Origin of the sequence: Phytoactinopolyspora mesophila (assembly GCF_010122465.1) — a bacterium.
Lineage (GTDB): Bacteria > Actinomycetota > Actinomycetes > Jiangellales > Jiangellaceae > Phytoactinopolyspora > Phytoactinopolyspora mesophila.
The window spans coordinates 98776-115254 of sequence record NZ_WLZY01000011.1; the positions used below are offsets into that span (position 1 = coordinate 98776).

The window sequence follows — 16479 nt, forward strand, 5'->3', positions numbered from 1 at the left end:
ACATGAGGATCTTCATCGCCGGCGCGTCCGGCGCGATCGGCAGGCAGCTTGTTCCTTTGCTGGTGGCAGGTGGCCACGAGGTGGTCGGCTCGACCCGCTCAGCCGCCAAAGCCGGCACGCTGCGTGTACTGGGTGCCGAGCCGGTCGTGGTCGACGCGCTGGACCCGGACTCGGTCGCTGACGTGGTCGCGAAGGCAGAGCCAGAGGTGATCGTCCATCAACTGACCGCGTTGAGCGGCCGGCCGCGGTTTCGGCAGGTGAAGGCGATGATGGCCGCCGCCAACCGGTTGCGTACCGAAGGCACCGACCATCTGCTCGCCGCGGGTCATGCCGTCGGCGTCCGCAAGTTCGTCGCACAGAGCAACGCCATGTGGATGGAACGCGTCGGCGGGCCGGTCGCCGGCGAGGACGGACGGATCGAGCCGCACCCGCCTGCCGATGTGGCCGAGGCCGTGGCCGCCTTGCGCCACGTGGAGGACTCGGTGACCCGGATTACCTGGGCCGACGGCATCGTGCTCCGCTACGGTGGCTTCTACGGCGCGGGTACCGGCCTCACCGGCGACGTCATAGCCGACCAGGTCCGCAAACGAAGGTTTCCGATCGTCGGTGGAGGTGGCGGGGTGTGGTCGCTGGTGCACATCGCCGATGCCGCGGCGGCCACCGTGGCGGCGGTCGAACGAGGCAAGTCAGGCATCTACCACGTCGCCGATGACGAGCCGGCGCAAGTATGCGACTGGCTGCCCCACTTGGCCCGCGCACTCGGAGCCAAACCGCCGCTGCGTGTACCGGCCTGGTGTGTGCGCTTGCTGACGGGCGCGGGGGCGGTGAACATGATGACGCAGGCGCGCGGGATCTCCACTGAGACGACCAAGCGGGAACTGGACTGGACGCCGCGGTACCCGGACTGGCGTAAAGGTTTCACCGAGGAATTGGGGTAGCTGGATATGTCTGTCTCGGAACTGTACGGCGGGCTGCGGCCGCGAGCGTTCGCCATTGCGTATCAGATGCTCGGCAGTGTCGGCGAAGCCGAGGACCTGGTGCAGGAAGCGTTTCTGCGGATGCATCAGGTTGAGCAGCGCGGCGAGACGATCAACTCGCCCCGGGCGTACATCGCCACGATGGTCACCCGGCTGGCCATCGATCAGCTCCGCTCAGCGCGGGCGCAGCGGGAGCAGTACATCGGCGAGTGGCTGCCGGAGCCACTGGCCACCGAGCCGACACCGGCTGAGAAGGCCGAGACCGCCGACTCGTTGTCACTCGCATTCCTGGTGCTGCTGGAAAGCTTGACGCCGCAGCAGCGGGCCGCGTTCCTGCTACGTGAGGTGTTCGAGTATCCGTACCCGGAGGTCGCCGAGATCATCGGCACCGATGTGGACAGTGCCCGGCACCTGGTGGCACGGGCCCGAAACCATGTACGGGAGCGCAGGCCACGCCATTACGCCTCCCGGCGGCAGCGAGAAGAGCTGGCTCAGCGCTTCTTCGCCGCCGCCCAGCAGGGCGATATGTCCGCGTTGGAAGAGATGTTGGCGCAGGATGTGGCCTTGCACGCCGACGGTGGCGGGAAGGCGCCGGTACACAAGCAGCCGATCTTCGGCCGGACCCGGGTGGCACGGGCCTTGTCGAAGGGGATCCCTATCCTGCTACGCAGGGGCGGGCGTATCGAGCTCACGGAGGTCAACGGCCAGCCCGGCGCGGTGGCGTTCGACGAGCACGACCAGCTGATCGGAGTCATGGAGCTCGACGTCGCCGACGGCCAGATCCAGGCGATCAACTCCGTGGCCAATCCTGACAAGCTGCAACACCTCGCCAAGGTCGGGCCCCTCGGCGTCCTGCTGCTCGCGGGCCTCCGATCAGGCGACGAGACCTGAGCTCTGGGTCAGGTACCGGCCGCATCCAGAGCGGTGAGCTGCTCGGCGGTGAGCTTGACGTCGAGTGCCGGCATGGCGGCGTCGTAATGGTCCAACGTGCGCGGGCCCATCAGCGCCACCCGCTCCGGCTCGGTTTGGTGCAACATCCAGGCGAGCACCACCTGGCTCGGGGTGACGTCCAGCTCAGCGGCCAGCTGGTCGACCGCGGCCAGCCGGGCGTCGGTGTCCGGTCCCGCGTAGCCGGCCAGCATCCGATGTCCGGTGCGGCGCTCGGGCTCGTAGGCGCCTTGCAGTATCGGTGAGTAGGCGACCAGCGTGAGGTCGTCGTGCGTCTGCAAGTAGTCCATGTGTTCGTCGCCGACGACCGACGCGTACTGCCGGCCGGCCGGCGGCCGCAGGTAGGAGTGTTGCTGTTGGACGGCGACCGGCGCGGGCCAGCCGTGCTGCGCGCATAGTTGCCGGATTCGCTCGAGCCGCCAGGCGCGTACATTGGACCAGCCGATGTAGCGCACCTTCCCGGATTGCACGATGCCGGCTAGCGCCTCCAGCGTCTCCTCGAGTGGCGTGTTGTGGTCATCCACGTGAACGTAGTAGAGGTCGATGTGGTCGGTGCGCAGCCTTCTCAGACTGCCGTCGACCGCGGCGCGCAACGTGTCGGCTCCAGCCCCGACGAAACGCACCCGGCTCCAGTCCGTGCTGCCGTCCGCCATGCGCGCGTCGTCGGGATTCTGCACGACGCCGCTGCCCTTTGTCGCCAGGAAGACCTGGTCCCGGCGGCTGCCCTCGGACATCCAGCGGCCTAGCAGTTCCTCACTCTCCCCGCCGTTGCCGGCCGGCATATGCCACCAGCAGTAACAGTCCGCGGTGTCGAGGAACGTCCCGCCCGCCCCGACATAGCGGTCCAGCATCTGTCGCGACGTGGCCTCATCGGTTCGCGTGCCCATCAGCATGCAACCCAGCGCCAGCTGGCTGACCTGCTCACCTGTGCGCCCTAGTTCAACAGTCTTCACCTGTTGCTCCTTCGTCTCGTTGTCAACGCTTTGAACGCTACGAACTGGAGCGCGCTCCAGGTCAACTCCCATGTTCGTGAACACTCTTCCGTGCCAAGACCCGGCAAACGTATTCGTTATCACCGGTGGGGTGCGTTGGAGCGGCCGAATTGACCCGGAGGGGTAACGCGCCGACCCGGGCATCGCTCATAGCGTCTCTGACAAGCCTGTTCGGCCCCGGTGCGGGGCAGGTTTCGATGAGGCCCTTTCCGCGACCCGAGGTGGTGCGATGCAACTCCAGCATGAGTTCACGCTTCCGATCCCGCCCGATCAGGCGTGGTCGACGCTGCTCGACGTGGAGCGCATCGCGCCGTGTATGCCAGGCGCAGCCCTGGATCGGATCGACGGTGACGACTTCTCCGGCCGGGTGACCCTCAAGGTCGGACCGCTTCGGCTGAACTACCGGGGTGATGCCCGGCTGGAGGAGAAGGACCCACAAGCGCGCCGGCTGGTGATCGCCGCTGAGGGTCAGGAAGCTCGCGGATCCGGCACGGCGAAAGCGGCGGTTACCGCGTCGTTGTCGGCCGTTCCGGACGGGACACGCGTCGCGCTGCAAACGGACCTGGCCCTCACCGGCCGGCCGGCCCAGTTCGGCCGGGGCCTGGTGAACGAGGTCGCGGGGACGATCATCGGCCAGTTCGCCGAACGGCTCTCCGCTGAGATGAGCAACGGCGGGCTACCCCAGCAAGCGCTGCCGGACGCGGGTGCCGATGCGCCAGGGGCTGGCAACGGCCGGCCCTCGTCGTCGCCCGGATCGTCGTCGGCGGTGACCGACACCGACGAGAACTCGCTGGACGTGCTGACCCTGCTGCGTACGACGGTCGGCACCCGGGGCCTGATCGCGCTCGGCGGGATCGCGGCCGTGGTCGCTGCCTTCCTGCTGGGCCGCCGTCGTTCCCGATCCTGGCCCGCCGCTGACGGCCGACCGCCCGGATGGCCGGCCGTGTATGTCATCGACGCAGGGGAGAAGTGATCGCGGTGTACGACCTGCAGAAACTGCTCTGGGATGTCCGCAAGGACCTGGATCTGGCCAACCGTTTCCGGTCCGAGCCGGACGCGGTGCTCGACGAGTACGGCATCGATGGAGAGGAGCGTGCCGCGATGAAGGCGCTGGACTTCAAGACGTTGTACGAACGTGGCGCCAATCCGTACCTGCTCTATTTCTGCGCGCTGCAGATCGGCGTCGACCGCGCCGAGTACTACGCAAAACTCCGCGGGGAGGTCAGCTGATGGGACAGATAGTCGGAGCGTTCACGGCATCACACTCACCCGGCATCACCGGATTCCCCGAACGCGCCGAGCCGGCTCAACGAGAGGCCGTCGAGGGCGCGTTCGGTGAGGTCCGACGCCGGATCGAGGAGCTGGCGCCGGATGCGGTGGTCGCAGTCTCTGTCGAGCATTTCACCAACTTCTTCCTGGGCAACCTGCCGGCGTTCGCCATCGGCACGGCCGGTTCGTACCTCGGCCCGGTGACGAAGGAGATGGGCGAGTTCCTGGGTGTCGAGCAGCATGATTACCCTGGCGACGCGGTGCTGGGCGCACACCTGTACCGGTTCGCGCTGGAGTCGGACTTCGACCCGGCGCTGGTTGAGGGCGGCTTGGCGTTCGACGAGAACTTCTGCGTGCCGCTAAAGCACCTCGACCCCGGCTCGGCGCTGCCGCTCGTGCCCGTCATCGTCAACGGTGTTAATCCGCCGTGGCCGACAGCCCGGCGCTGCTACGACTTCGGCCGGATGATTCGCGCTGCCGTGGAAGCGCAGGACGACGCGCGGCGAGTCGTCGTTCTCGGAACCGGCGGTCTCTCCCACTGGGTGGGTATGCCGGAGGCAGGCTCGGTGAACGAGGAGTTCGACCGTGATTTCCTCGACCGGCTGGAGAGCGGCGACCCGGCCAGGCTCACCGACTACACGCAGGAGCAGATCGACGCCGCCGGCAACGGCGCGCACGAGATCCGCACCTGGCTGGTCACCGCCGGCGCGGCCGGAGTGCCCTTCGACACCCTCGTCTACGAACCCGTTCCCGCCTGGCTCACCGGAACCGCGCTGGCCGCGGCCCGGATCTAAACCGACCCGGATCTGAACCAACTTTGGAGGACCACTTATGAGCAAGCTGCCCGACGTCACCGGCCGGGACATGCGTGGTGTCATGGCCTACCCACCCACCCCCGCCCTCCCTGGCGCGGAGCGCGTGGACGCCACCGACACCGTCGACCTCGCAGAGACCGAGCGGATGATCCGCACCCTGGTCAACGACGGGGTCGACGCGATCGCGCTCAACGGCACCCTGGGCGAATGCGCCACGCTGACGCTGGACGAGTGGAAGGCGTATGCCGCCTGCGCGCAGGAGACCGCCGAGGCCACCCGGTCCGGGTTCCCACTGTTCATCGGGACAACGACACTCAACACGCGGGACACCGTGTCGCGGATGCGCTACCTGGCCGACCTCGGCGTCACGGGCACGCTGCTGGGGCGGCCGATGTGGGGCGAGATGACCGGACCGGTGATGGAGCGTTTCTACCGCGACGTCGCCGAAGCGGTGCCGGAGCTGGCCATCACGGTGTACGACAACACGGCAGCCTTCCGCGGCATCATCCCGCGCAGCGTGTACCGGACCCTTGTCGAGCTGCCGCAGGTGGTGGCCGTCAAGTACGCGGGTGGCGCGTCCGTCGGCTTCCGCTACCACAACGACATGGCGCACACCCAGACGTCGTTCCCGCTGATGCCGATCGAGACCGACTGGTTCCCGGCCTGGGAGATGTACGGCGAAGAGCTGGTGGGTATGGCGTGGTCGTCGACGACGGCGTGTGGCCCGGCTCCGGTGCTGGCACTGCGGGACGCGCTGCGTGAGAACCGGTACGACGAAGCGCGCTGGCTCACCGAGCGGCTGCGCTGGGCGCACGAGCCGTTCCTGGTCGGGCAGGACTTCATGGAGTTCGCCAAGTACAACGTCCCGCTGGAGAAGATCCGGGTGAACGAGGCCGGCTACATCGACGTCGGCAAATCCCGCCCGCCCTACACCGAAGACTTCGTCCCCGAGAAACACGTCCAGGACACCAAGGACCACATCGCCCGCTACAAGCAGGTCGTGAAAGAGGTCGCGGAACGTCTGGGCAGGACACACACAGAGAAGGTGTGACAGATGACCGCGACCGGAACCAGCGAGGGCGTCCAGCGGATGCTGGCTGACATGCGGGAAGGTGTCCTGCAGGGACGGGTTCCCGCGCGGATTTTCAACGACCAGGAGATCTTCGACCTGGAGCGGGACAAGCTCTTCTCCACGGCGTGGTGTTTCCTCGCACACGAGTCGGAGATCCCCAAGAACGGCGACTACGTGGTGCGCTACATCGCGAACAACAGCATCATCGTGGTGCGCGATGAGCACGGGAACATCAACGCCAACCTCAACATGTGCCGGCATCGCGGCAACATGATGTGTAAGTCGGAGATGGGTAACGCCTCGCATTTCCGGTGCTCGTACCACGGCTGGGTGTACAAGAACTCCGGTGAGCTGATCGGTGTGCCCTACTTCAAGGAGGGCTACGAAGGGCAGCTGGACAAGAAGCAGTGGGGCATGATCAAGATCCGCATCGACACGTATGCGGGCCTGATCTTCGGCACGCTTGACCCACAGGCGCCGAGCCTGGACGAGTACCTGGGCGGGTTCCAGTTCTATCTGGACATCTATCTCAGGCAGGGCGCGGGTGGCAGCGAGGTACACGGCCCCCCGGACCACTGGGTGGCCGAGACGGATTGGAAGATCTGCGCGGAGAACTTCTCCGGCGACGGCTACCACACCCCGGTGGCGCACCAGTTCGGGTTCCACCTCGGGTACTTCCCGTCGTCCGGAGCGACGCACAGCGAAGGCTGGGCGGTGCACATCCCGGACAAGGGCCACGGCATCGGGCTCGGCCACACACCGGGGATGCCGCCGTTCTTCGGTTACCCGGACGAGCTGGTCGAGCAGATGCGTGGCAGCCTGTCGGCCGAGCAGATAGAGGTGTTCTCGAAAACCCGTACCGCCGTGGGCTCGGTGTTCCCGAACCTCTCCTTCCTGATCCAGCCGTTCAGCCTGGTGCCGGGTGAGCCGGGGGTGCGCTTCTGCACCATGCGGCTGTGGCATCCGATCGGTCCCGGCCGGATGGAGATGTGGTCCTGGTGCCTCGTGCCGAAGGACGCCTCGGACGAATACAAGGAGGCGGCGTACAAGGCGTACACGCTGACCTTCGGTCAGGCGGGCACGTTCGAGCAGGACGACTTCGAGAACTGGACCAGGGTCACCAAGGCGGCGGGCGCCACGGCGGTGCGGGACGTGGACTTCCCCTACGTCATGGGCCTGGAGCGCCCGCGGTTGGCGGATTTCCCTGGTCCTGGGTACGCGGTCTCGCCCTATGTCACGGACACCAACTTCCGCAACCTGTGGTCCACCTGGCTGGACTACCTGACCCGGGAGGCCTGACATGGCGCTGAACGTGACCGGTGTGGACCGGGAGACCCGAGAGTCGATCCGCGAGTTCCTGTACCTGGAGTCGCTGGCGCTCGACGAGCGGCGGTTCCGGGACTGGCTCGAGGCGTTCGCCGACGACGCTCACTACGAGATCCCGGTGCGGGTGACCCGGGAGAAGCTCTCCGAGTGGGAACTGTCGCCCACATCCCGGATCTTCGACGACACCAAGGAAACCCTGGATGTGCGGGTGAAACGGCTGGAGACCGACTTCGCATGGTCCGAGCAGCCGCCCTCACGCACGCGGCATTTCATCACGAACATCATTGTCCAGCCGACAGAGAAGGCCGACGAGTATCTGGCCTTGTCCAGCTGTCTCGTCTACCGAAGCCGCGGCGAGGAGATCACGCCCAGCCTCTTCTCCGCCCAGCGCAGGGACCTGCTGCGCCGCGACGGTGATAGCTGGCTGATCGTGCATCGCTGGGCCGCGCTCGACCAGGCCGTCGTGAACGCCCACAACATGTCGATCTTCATCTGAACAAGAGCCCCCACTCGTGTTGATCATGGCCACGTGACGCCTCTTCGAGGTCGAATAGGTGCCATCTGCCCATGATCAACGCAGGAGGGGGCGGAGGAGGGAACGTGGACGAGGACTCTAGCGAGCACGGAACCGCAGAACAGTGGCCCGCGGGCGGCGCGCTGCTCGATGAGGTCCCGCGTGACGGCGGTGTCGAAGGGCCTATCGTGATCGCGAACGAGTTCGCCGACGTGGTCGTCACCCGCGTGCACACCCGCAACGGGGTGCGGCTGGACATCTGGTCGCCGCGACGCGGGACCCGCGTCCAGCTGGACGCCGTCGAGCTGGATTGCCTCAGCTACCAGGAACCCGAGACGTTCACCGAGATGCTCGAACGGAAACCCGGGGGATGACAGGCCCCGGCCCCGCGGCGCAATCAGCTCCACCCGGACGACTGGCCGGTCGGACCGTGCTGGTCACGGGCGGCGGTTCGGGGATCGGGCGCGGCGTCGTGGACGCGTACCTCGCCGAGGGCGCTCGGGTGACGGTGCTGGAGCGATCCGACGAGTACATCGCCAAGCTGGCCAGCGACGTCGGCGACGCGGTCAGCATTGTGCGCGGCGACGCGACCGACCCAGCCGCCATCGTGAAGGCTGTCAGCACGGCTGCCGACGACGCCCGTCTCGACCACCTGACCTGCTGCGCCGGCGTCTTCGACTACTACGCCTCGGTGCGCGATCTCACGGCTGCAGAGTTGCGAGCCGCAGCGGAGGAGATCTGGCGGGTCAACGTCCTCGGCGGACTGCTCGCGGTCAATATCGCCTACCCGAGGCTGCGGGCGGCGCGTGGTTCGGTCACCTTGACGCTGTCCGCGTCCGCGTTCTATCCGGAAGGCGGCGGTGTGCTGTACGGCAGCTCGAAGTGGGCGCTACGCGGCGTCGTCGCTCATCTGGCCAAGGATCTGGCCCCGGATGTGCGGGCGAACGGCGTGGCGCCCGGCGGAACGTCGGGAACCCGGCTGGGCGGACTGGATGCGCTGGATCAGGACATGACCGCCGACCGGGTCGACGGCCGCGACCAGCGAATTCAGGCGGGCAACGCGCTTGACGTCATTCCGCGGCCCGAGGATCACGCGGGCGCATACGTGTATCTGGCGGATCCCGTGGCGGCGCGCATCGTCACCGGCGTCGTGGTGAACACCGACGGAGGCAGGACGTGACACAGACTCAAGGACAGCCCCAAGCCCCGGCCCGAGCGGCGGCGGACGCGCCTCCACCAGGCACCGAGCGCTTTGTGGGCCAGGCGGTCCGGCGGCGTGAGGATCCGCGATTCCTGACCGGACGGGGGCGCTTCCTCGAGGACCGGACTTTGCCGGGGCAGCTCTACGCGCATTTCGTGCGCAGTTCGGTGGCCCACGCGCGGCTACTCGGGATCGACACCGCCGCCACTCTGGCCACACCGGGTGTCGTCGCCGTCATCACCGCAGACGACCTGCGCGACGTGCACCCGATCCCGCTGATCCGGCAGCCGCCCAGCCTCGGTGTGCCGTTGCCCGAGCTGCCGGTGCTGTCGTCGGGAACCGTCCGCTGGGTGGGTGACCCGGTGGCCGTCGTCATCGCCGAATCGCCCGCGGCCGCCGCCGACGGCGCGGAGGCGGTGCACGTGTCCTACGAAACCCTTCCTGCGGTGTGCCTTGTTGAAGACGCCGTGGCCGGCGATGCACCCGTGCTCCATGAGGGGTTCGACGACAACTGCTGCTTCCGCACCTCGTACACCGGCGGCGACACCGCTGCGGCCTTCGACGCCGCGCCACACCGCCTGCGCCGCCGCCTGGTGAACCACCGGGTCGCGCCGTTCGTGATGGAGCCACGCGGCATGATCGCAGCGTATGACCAGCACGAGCAGGTCATGGATGTCTGGATCACTACTCAGCGTCCGCATCACACCAGGTGGTTCATCGGCCAGGTGCTGGGGATGCCAGAACATCTGATCCGGGTCGACGCGGGCGACGTCGGCGGCGCGTTCGGGGCCAAGGAGCCGATGTATCCCGACGAGGCCGCGATCGCCTACGCCGCGAAGCACCTGGGCCGGCCGGTGAAGTGGGTGGAGGAGCGAACCGAGAGTTTCCTCGCAACGACGCACGGCCGCGATCACGTCGCCGACCTGGAAGTGGCCTTCGACGACGACGGCGTCATCACCGCCATGCGCGGGCGCGTGCTGGGCAACATGGGGGCGTACCTGTACCCGAACTCGTCGGGAACCATCATCGGCCGTACGGGCCCGTTGCTGCCGCAGAGCTACGCCTTCGACTCGATCGACGTCGAGATCGTCGGCGTGTTCACCAACACGACCCCCACCGGGCCATATCGAGGCGCCGGCCGGCCGGAGGCCACCTACTACACCGAGCGCCTGATCGACGAGGTCGCCGCGGATCTCGGACTGGATCCGGCGGAGGTGCGTCGTCGTAACTATGTTCCCGCCGACGCGTTCCCATGGCACACCCCGACCGGCTTGGACTACGACAGCGGCGACTACGCGGCAGCCCTGCAGACGGCGCTGGACGAGATCGGGTACGACGACGTGCGGGCCATGCAGCGCGCGGGCACGGACGACGGCCGGCTGATCGGGCTGGGTATGGCGTCGTACGTCGAGATCGGCGGCGTGACGCCGTCGGCGGTGGCGGCGATGGAAGGCTCACCCGGTCTGTGGGAGAGCGCGTCCGTGCGGGTTCACCCGTCCGGCAAGGTGGCCATCTCGATGGGGACGTGCGGGCACGGTCAAGGCCATGAGACGACGTTCGCGCAGGTGGCCGCCGATGCGCTGCAGATCCCGTACGACGACATCTCGATCATCTACGGCAACACCGAGACCTCGCCGTTCGGCTTCGGCACGTTCGGATCGCGCAGCGCGGCGGTTGGCGGCACCGCTGTGCTGCTTGCCTGCCGGAAGGTGGTGGCCAAAGCGCGACGATGGGCTGGCGAGCTGCTGGAGGCCGACGAGAAGGACATCGAGCAGGTTCCCGGCGGTTACCAGGTCAGGGGTGTGCCCGCGAGCCGGATCGGCTTCGCCGCTATCGCGACCAAGGCGCTGATGCTGATGAAACCGCTGCCCGAAGGTGAAGAGCCAGGGCTGGACGCGACCGGCTACTTCGACCCGCCCAACTACACGTTCTCCTCCGGGACACACGCGTGTGTGGTGGAGGTGGACCGCGACACCGGCCACATCGAGGTCACCGACTTCGTCGCCGTGGACGACTGTGGCACCGTGATCAACCCGCTTGTGGCCGACGGACAGGTGCATGGCGGCGTCGCCCAGGGTGTCGCGCAAGCGCTGTTCGAGCGGGTGGTCTACGACGATGACGGTCAGCCGCTGACGTCGTCGTTGATGGACTACGCCGTCCCAACGGCGCGGCAGACCCCGGTGATCCGTACGGCCCGCGCGACGTCGCCCACGCCCGTGAACCCGATGGGTGTGAAGGGCATCGGGGAGAGCGGCGCGATCGGGTCGACGCCGGCCATCGCGAATGCGGTACTGGATGCGCTGCGCCCGGCGGGTGTGTGGGACCTGGACATGCCGTTCACGCCGGAGCGGGTGTGGGCGGCCCTGCGGACCGCGCCGGGCCGAATCGACCGACCCATCCCGCGTTGATCATGGCCACGTGACACCTATCGGACGCCGAACACGCGTCACGTGCCCATGATCAACGCGAAAATGTGGAGGAGTGAATATGACGACGGTGTCGGCCGGTCAGGCAGTGGGGGAGACGCTATGGCAGCTCGGCGTCCGGCAGGTGTTCGGTGTGGTGGGCAGTGGAAACTTCGTGCCCACGGCAGCCCTGGTTGAGGCTGGTGCCAGATACGTGGCGGCCCGGCATGAGGGTGCGGCGGTCACGATGGCGGACAGCTACGCACGGGTGTCTGGAGAGCTGGCCTTGTGCAGTGTGCACCAGGGGCCGGGGTTGACCAACACGATCACCGGCCTGGTGGACGCGGTGAAGAGCCGGACGCCGTTGCTCGTCATCACTGGTCAGACGTCCGCCGGATCGACCAGATCGAATTTCTATGTCGACCAGATCGGGCTTATCGACCGCACTGGCGCAATCGCGGAGCAGGTGTACCGAGGGGAGACGGTGGTCGAGGACACGGTCCGGGCGTTCCGCCGGGCGTGGGTGGAGCGCCGGCCGGTGGTGCTCAACCTGCCGCTGGACATCCAGGCTGCCGGTGTACCCGCGCCCGAACAGCTCGCGACCGACGGGGGCGGCACGGTGCGCGTACCTGCGCCCACCCCGGAATCCGTTGCGGGCGTGGCGAGCCTGCTAGCCACCGCGAGGCGGCCGCTGATTATCGCCGGGCGCGGCGCGGTGGTGTCAGACACGCGGGATGCACTGCTCCTGCTCGGAGAACGGACTGGAGCGCTGCTGGCCAATACGGCCGTCGCCAACGGGTTCTTCACCGACGATCCGTGGACGCTGGGTATCGCCGGTGGGTTCGCGTCCGACGGCGCGGCGGAGTTGATGCGCGAGGCCGACGTCGTGGTTGGCTTCGGCTGCTCCTTCACCACGTGGACCACGCGGCACGGGCGGCTGCTCGGGCCGGACGCGGCGGTCGTGCAGGTCGACGTCGACGCACGTGCACTCGGGCAGACCGAGCGGGTTGATGTGGGTGTGCTCGGTGATTCGGGTGAGACCGCCCGGGCACTCCTCGACGAGCTGGCGGCGCGGGACAGCCGGCAGGAAGACAGTCCATATGCGGGCAAACCCGGCTGGCGGACCGAGACCGTCGCGGCCCGGATCCACCGCTACGGCCGAGCACAATCCGCGGAGTCGCAAGCGGGGCAGCCAGGCCTGATTCACCCGAGGGTGCTGTCCCTTGAGCTGGAGACGATGCTGCCCGCGGCGCGGACCGTCGTCGTCGACGGCGGGCATTTCCTCGGCTGGCCGGTGACCTGCTGGACAGTGCCGGATCCGGAGGGGTTCGTGTTCACCAGTTCCGGGTTCCAGTCGATCGGGCTCGGCCTCGCGGCAGCGGTCGGCGCGCAGACCGCCCGGCCGGACCGGCTGACCGTCCTAGCAGCAGGCGACGGCGGATTCCTGATGAGCGTCTCCGAGCTGGAGACGCTGGTGCGGCTCCGGCTACCGGTGCTGGTCGTCGTGTACAACGACGCCGCGTACGGTGCGGAGGTGCACCATTTCAGCGGTGGCCGCACCAGGCTGGAACTGGTGCGATTCCCCCCGACGGACATCGCGGCGCTTGCCCGCGGGGCGGGGGCAGCAGGTGTCACGGTGCGCGGCGTCTCGGATCTTACGCCGGTGGCCGAGTGGCTGGAGAACCCCGAGGGGCCCATGATCGTCGATGCGAAAATCGACCCTGACGTGGTCGGATACTGGGCCGAGCAAGACTTCCAAGGCCACTGATCCCTGCGGCTCGCGCGGGCTCGCCGGTGCGCCTGGGAGTCACCCGGCGGCGCTGCCTGCCTGGCCGGTGCCGCGGCTGCCGGAGGACCAGATGAGCTGGATCAACTCGGCCCGGTTGCGGACGTCGGTCTTGGCGAAGACCCGCTTGAGGTGCTGTTTGACGGTGTTCTCCGTGACGTACGCCCGCTCCGCGATCTGCTTGGTGGTCAGCCCTTGGCTCACCAGCTCGGCGATCTCTTGTTCCCGCCTGGACAACACGTCCCACAGGGGCAGCCGCTCCACGGTCTCCTGTCCGCAGTTGAAGATCAGCGTGACCGCAGCGTCGTCGTTGTCGGCCAGCCGGTAGGACTTGACGATCACCTGGCGGCCGGAGCGCTGGTCCCGCAGGCTGCGCGTGTGTACGCGTTTGCCATCGCGGCGGAACTCCTCCATCGCCTCGGCGATGCTCTCGTCCACCGGGCCGAGCCGCCCGGACACGTCCGGCGACACTGTCAGCCAGGGTTCGTCGCGGGCGGTGCGGTTGCGGTACAGCACCTGGGCGTCGAGATCGGTGACGACGACGGCCTGCGGCACCCGGTCCAGCACGTGCTCGAGCATGCTGGCGCGATGACCGGTGCTCTCAAAGCGCAACGCGCGCTCGGTAGCGAGGCTGAGCTGTTCGCTGGCGAAGCGGGCGGCGATCAGATCGTCGTCGTCGAAGCCCGGTTGTGCCTCGGTGCGGGCGAAGTTGATTGTCCCGAAGAACGTGCCGGACACCACTACCGGCGCCTCGAGTGAGTGCGCGTAGCCGCCGACGCCAAGCGCGGAGCGGGCGCCGCACGCCGTCCACCGCTCGACCGGCGCCACGCGGGACGAGTCGATCGGACGGCGCTGCTCCAGCACGAAGTCCAGCACAGGGTCGTCGTCGCGGCCGTACTCCTCGTAGTCGTCGAGGAAGTCCGAGCCCACCTCGGCGCGGACACTGACCACGCCGCCCGAATCGGTATCCAGACGATACAGGCCGAATCCGCCGGCCGGGATCACTTCTTGAACGACGTCGAAGAACGCGTTCTCGACCTCGCCCAGGGTCAAAGCCGACTGGAGTGCGCCGGCGAACCGGCTCCGTGCGTCTTGCTCGTGTATTGCCCGAGGTTTCATCCACGACCACCTAGTGCCGTTGGTTGGATCAGTGGTGCTGTGCGGACGGACGACCTGCGCGAGGCTCCCCACGCACGGGAGTCCGTCCCGTCGGCCGACCCCTCGTTCGGGTGCAGAGGTTCCAGGCAGCATGCATGGCCGGGATATGGCTGGTCAATGCTCTTGTGCCGGTCCCGTGCCGAACGTCAGCGAAACGTCAGCGCGCCCTGGCCGCCCCGCGCGGCACCGGTACGCGGTGAGGTTCGTGGATGTACCCGATTGGGTGAAACCCCCGCACCGATGCAGCCGGTAGCGTCTCTCGAATCTGGCAGCGGTTTGCACGACGAGCTCCCCGGACAACGTGAGCCCACCCAGGAGGCGGCCACGCCTCCTGTATCAGCTGAACCGAAGAGCCACGGAGGTTAAGAGCTATGAAACGTTCGACGCTTGTCCGAGGCCGGCTGGTTGCCGGCCTGGCCGCAGTTGCCATGCTCGCGGCATGCGGGGACGGAGCCATCGCCAGCGGCGGCGACGGCGACGGCGAGAGTGAATCGGTCGGGGATGAGGACACCGCCGAGATCTCCCTGCGGTACGCGTTCTTCGCTCCTGCCGCGTCGTTCCCGGCCGTTCAGATGGAGGAGTGGGCCGAGCGCCTCAATGAGCGCACCGACGGCCAGATATCCGTCGAGCTGTTCCCCGGCGGCACGCTCCTGGGTGCCGGCGACATCTACGACGGCGTCAGCGGCGGTATCGCCGATGTCGGGCTTGATTCACCCGCGTACGACGTCGGCCGCTTCCCGCTGAGCTCGGTTGTGTCGCTGCCGGTCGGCTTCGCCAATGCCAAGGTGGCCAGCCGGACTCTACTGGACCTGCTCGACGAGTTCGAACCGCAGGAGTTCGCCGGATACGAGATCATCACAGCCTTCACGACGGAGCCGGCCCGGCTGCAGTCGGACCGGCCGGTGTCGAGCCGGGACGACCTCGCGGGGCTGGAAGTGCGCGGATCCGGCGCCGGTGTGCCGGCTTTGCAGGCGCTGGGCGCCTCACCGGTGGGTATGCCGATGCCCGAGGTCGCCGAAGGGCTGCAGACCGGCGTCATCAACGGCTACGTGTCCTCGCGCGAGGTGCTGCAGGACTTCGGCCTGGCCGAGCAGGTCGGCTACGTGAGCGACTACGCCTTCGGCGTGTCCAACACCTTCGTCGCGGTGATGGACGAAGACAAATTCGCCGCCCTGCCCGACGACGTGAAAGCCGAGATCCAGGGCTTACGTCAGGAGATGATGGAGTTCGCCTCCGGCTATCACGACGACGAGAACGTCGGCGGGGCGCTGGAATGGGCCGAAGCCGAGCACGATCTGGAGGTCGTCCAGCTCGATGAAGGTGAGGAAGAGGCCTGGGACGAGATCCTCAGCGAACTCATCACCGCCTGGGCCGACGATGTCGAAGGTAACGGCTTCGACCCGCAAGAGGTCTTCAACCGGATGACCGAGCTGCAGGAGCAGTACACGGCCGAGTTCGGCGACTGAGGCTGCCGCTCGTGACCGGCAACGGGCTCGAAGGAGGGACCATGTCCGGCGGTGTTGACCTGGTGACGAAGTCTCTGGCCAGCGTCGCCGGCGTGGTTCTGCTCGTGATGCTGTCCATCACGGTGGGCAACATCGGGTTGCGCTTGTTCGCCACGCCCTACCACGGCACCTTCGAAGTAGTGGGGCTGCTCGCGGTGCTGGTGAACGGGCTGGCGCTGGCGGAGGCGCAGCGCAGCAGGTCGCATATCGCGATCGACCTGGTGATGCGCCGGACCTCCGTACGCACCCAACTCTACGTCGGCGCGATGGTGACGGTGATCTCGGTTGTCCTGTTCAGCCTGCTGGCCCAGCAGCTCACGGCCTACGGGCTGAACCTGCGTGATCAAGGGGCGGTGACCGATTCGCTGCGGTTGCCGTTCTGGCCAGTCTCGCTGGTGCTGGCCGTGGGGGTGGCCGGACTGGTGCTCGCGTTGTTGGCCGACCTGGCTGCCGTCCGCCGCAATCTGCGCTCGGCCAACCCGGAGACGATCTGGTGAGCCGCTCGGACGTT

The 16479-nt window shown here is 67.6% G+C and carries 16 protein-coding genes; 14 read left to right on the forward strand and 2 right to left on the reverse strand.

The features are described 5' to 3' along the window. Nucleotides 1-2 precede the first annotated feature (2 nt). Nucleotides 3-938 carry an NAD-dependent epimerase/dehydratase family protein gene (locus F7O44_RS25065; RefSeq protein ID WP_162453052.1) on the forward strand — a complete coding sequence of 312 codons (936 nt, stop codon included), beginning with the start codon at nucleotides 3-5 and terminating at the stop codon, nucleotides 936-938. Between the two features lie 6 nt (nucleotides 939-944). Next, the gene (locus tag F7O44_RS25070; protein WP_162453053.1) at nucleotides 945-1868 is read left to right on the forward strand and encodes an RNA polymerase sigma-70 factor; all 924 of its coding nucleotides are present in this window, start codon (nucleotides 945-947) and stop codon (nucleotides 1866-1868) included. A gap of 8 nt (nucleotides 1869-1876) precedes the next feature. Here F7O44_RS25070 and F7O44_RS25075 read toward each other — a convergent pair whose 3' ends face one another. Beyond that, nucleotides 1877-2878, reverse strand: a complete 1002-nt coding sequence (locus F7O44_RS25075; RefSeq protein WP_174255986.1) for an aldo/keto reductase — start codon at nucleotides 2876-2878, stop codon at nucleotides 1877-1879. A 268-nt stretch (nucleotides 2879-3146) separates the two neighbouring features. Between F7O44_RS25075 and F7O44_RS25080 the strand changes: the two genes are divergently transcribed. The 10 genes from F7O44_RS25080 (at nucleotide 3147) to F7O44_RS25125 (ending at nucleotide 13287) form a co-directional block, all read left to right on the forward strand. Further along, a complete protein-coding gene (locus tag F7O44_RS25080) occupies nucleotides 3147-3890 on the forward strand; it encodes an SRPBCC family protein (RefSeq protein WP_162453055.1) in 744 nt (247 codons plus the stop codon). After that, the gene (locus tag F7O44_RS25085) at nucleotides 3887-4147 is read left to right on the forward strand and encodes a hypothetical protein (RefSeq protein WP_162453056.1); all 261 of its coding nucleotides are present in this window, start codon (nucleotides 3887-3889) and stop codon (nucleotides 4145-4147) included. The genes F7O44_RS25080 and F7O44_RS25085 overlap by 4 nt, the downstream gene beginning before the upstream one ends. Further along, the gene (locus F7O44_RS25090) at nucleotides 4147-4980 is read left to right on the forward strand and encodes a DODA-type extradiol aromatic ring-opening family dioxygenase (RefSeq protein ID WP_162453057.1); all 834 of its coding nucleotides are present in this window, start codon (nucleotides 4147-4149) and stop codon (nucleotides 4978-4980) included. The genes F7O44_RS25085 and F7O44_RS25090 overlap by 1 nt, the downstream gene beginning before the upstream one ends. A gap of 37 nt (nucleotides 4981-5017) precedes the next feature. After that, complete coding sequence (locus tag F7O44_RS25095) at nucleotides 5018-6052, forward strand: dihydrodipicolinate synthase family protein (protein ID WP_162453058.1); 1035 nt, start codon at nucleotides 5018-5020, stop codon at nucleotides 6050-6052. 3 nt (nucleotides 6053-6055) lie between these two features. Then, a complete protein-coding gene (locus tag F7O44_RS25100) occupies nucleotides 6056-7372 on the forward strand; it encodes an aromatic ring-hydroxylating oxygenase subunit alpha (RefSeq protein ID WP_222851680.1) in 1317 nt (438 codons plus the stop codon). Nucleotide 7373: 1 nt separating this feature from the next. Then, nucleotides 7374-7895, forward strand: coding sequence for an aromatic-ring-hydroxylating dioxygenase subunit beta (locus F7O44_RS25105; protein ID WP_162453059.1), 522 nt, complete (start codon nucleotides 7374-7376; stop codon nucleotides 7893-7895). A gap of 104 nt (nucleotides 7896-7999) precedes the next feature. After that, nucleotides 8000-8287 (forward strand): hypothetical protein, encoded by a 288-nt coding sequence (locus F7O44_RS25110; protein WP_222851681.1) that lies wholly within the window; start codon nucleotides 8000-8002, stop codon nucleotides 8285-8287. Beyond that, nucleotides 8284-9093, forward strand: a complete 810-nt coding sequence (locus F7O44_RS25115) for an SDR family NAD(P)-dependent oxidoreductase (RefSeq protein ID WP_162453060.1) — start codon at nucleotides 8284-8286, stop codon at nucleotides 9091-9093. The genes F7O44_RS25110 and F7O44_RS25115 overlap by 4 nt, the downstream gene beginning before the upstream one ends. After that, nucleotides 9090-11522: a xanthine dehydrogenase family protein molybdopterin-binding subunit gene (locus F7O44_RS25120; RefSeq protein ID WP_222851682.1), complete on the forward strand. Its 2433-nt coding sequence runs from the start codon at nucleotides 9090-9092 to the stop codon at nucleotides 11520-11522. Before F7O44_RS25115 ends, F7O44_RS25120 begins: the two co-directional genes overlap by 4 nt. 79 nt (nucleotides 11523-11601) lie before the next feature. After that, nucleotides 11602-13287 carry a thiamine pyrophosphate-binding protein gene (locus F7O44_RS25125; protein WP_187361621.1) on the forward strand — a complete coding sequence of 562 codons (1686 nt, stop codon included), beginning with the start codon at nucleotides 11602-11604 and terminating at the stop codon, nucleotides 13285-13287. A gap of 39 nt (nucleotides 13288-13326) precedes the next feature. On the opposite strand, the gene F7O44_RS25130 is transcribed toward F7O44_RS25125, so the two are convergent. Then, entirely contained in the window at nucleotides 13327-14424 is a 1098-nt protein-coding gene (locus F7O44_RS25130; protein WP_162453061.1) for a LuxR C-terminal-related transcriptional regulator, read from the reverse strand. A gap of 410 nt (nucleotides 14425-14834) precedes the next feature. Here F7O44_RS25130 and F7O44_RS25135 point away from each other — a divergent pair, with 410 nt between their 5' ends. Together F7O44_RS25135 and F7O44_RS25140 are read left to right on the forward strand one after the other, a co-directional pair. Further along, the gene (locus F7O44_RS25135; protein ID WP_162453062.1) at nucleotides 14835-15929 is read left to right on the forward strand and encodes a TRAP transporter substrate-binding protein; all 1095 of its coding nucleotides are present in this window, start codon (nucleotides 14835-14837) and stop codon (nucleotides 15927-15929) included. 41 nt (nucleotides 15930-15970) lie between these two features. Next, nucleotides 15971-16465 carry a TRAP transporter small permease gene (locus F7O44_RS25140; RefSeq protein ID WP_162453063.1) on the forward strand — a complete coding sequence of 165 codons (495 nt, stop codon included), beginning with the start codon at nucleotides 15971-15973 and terminating at the stop codon, nucleotides 16463-16465. Nucleotides 16466-16479 lie beyond the last annotated feature (14 nt).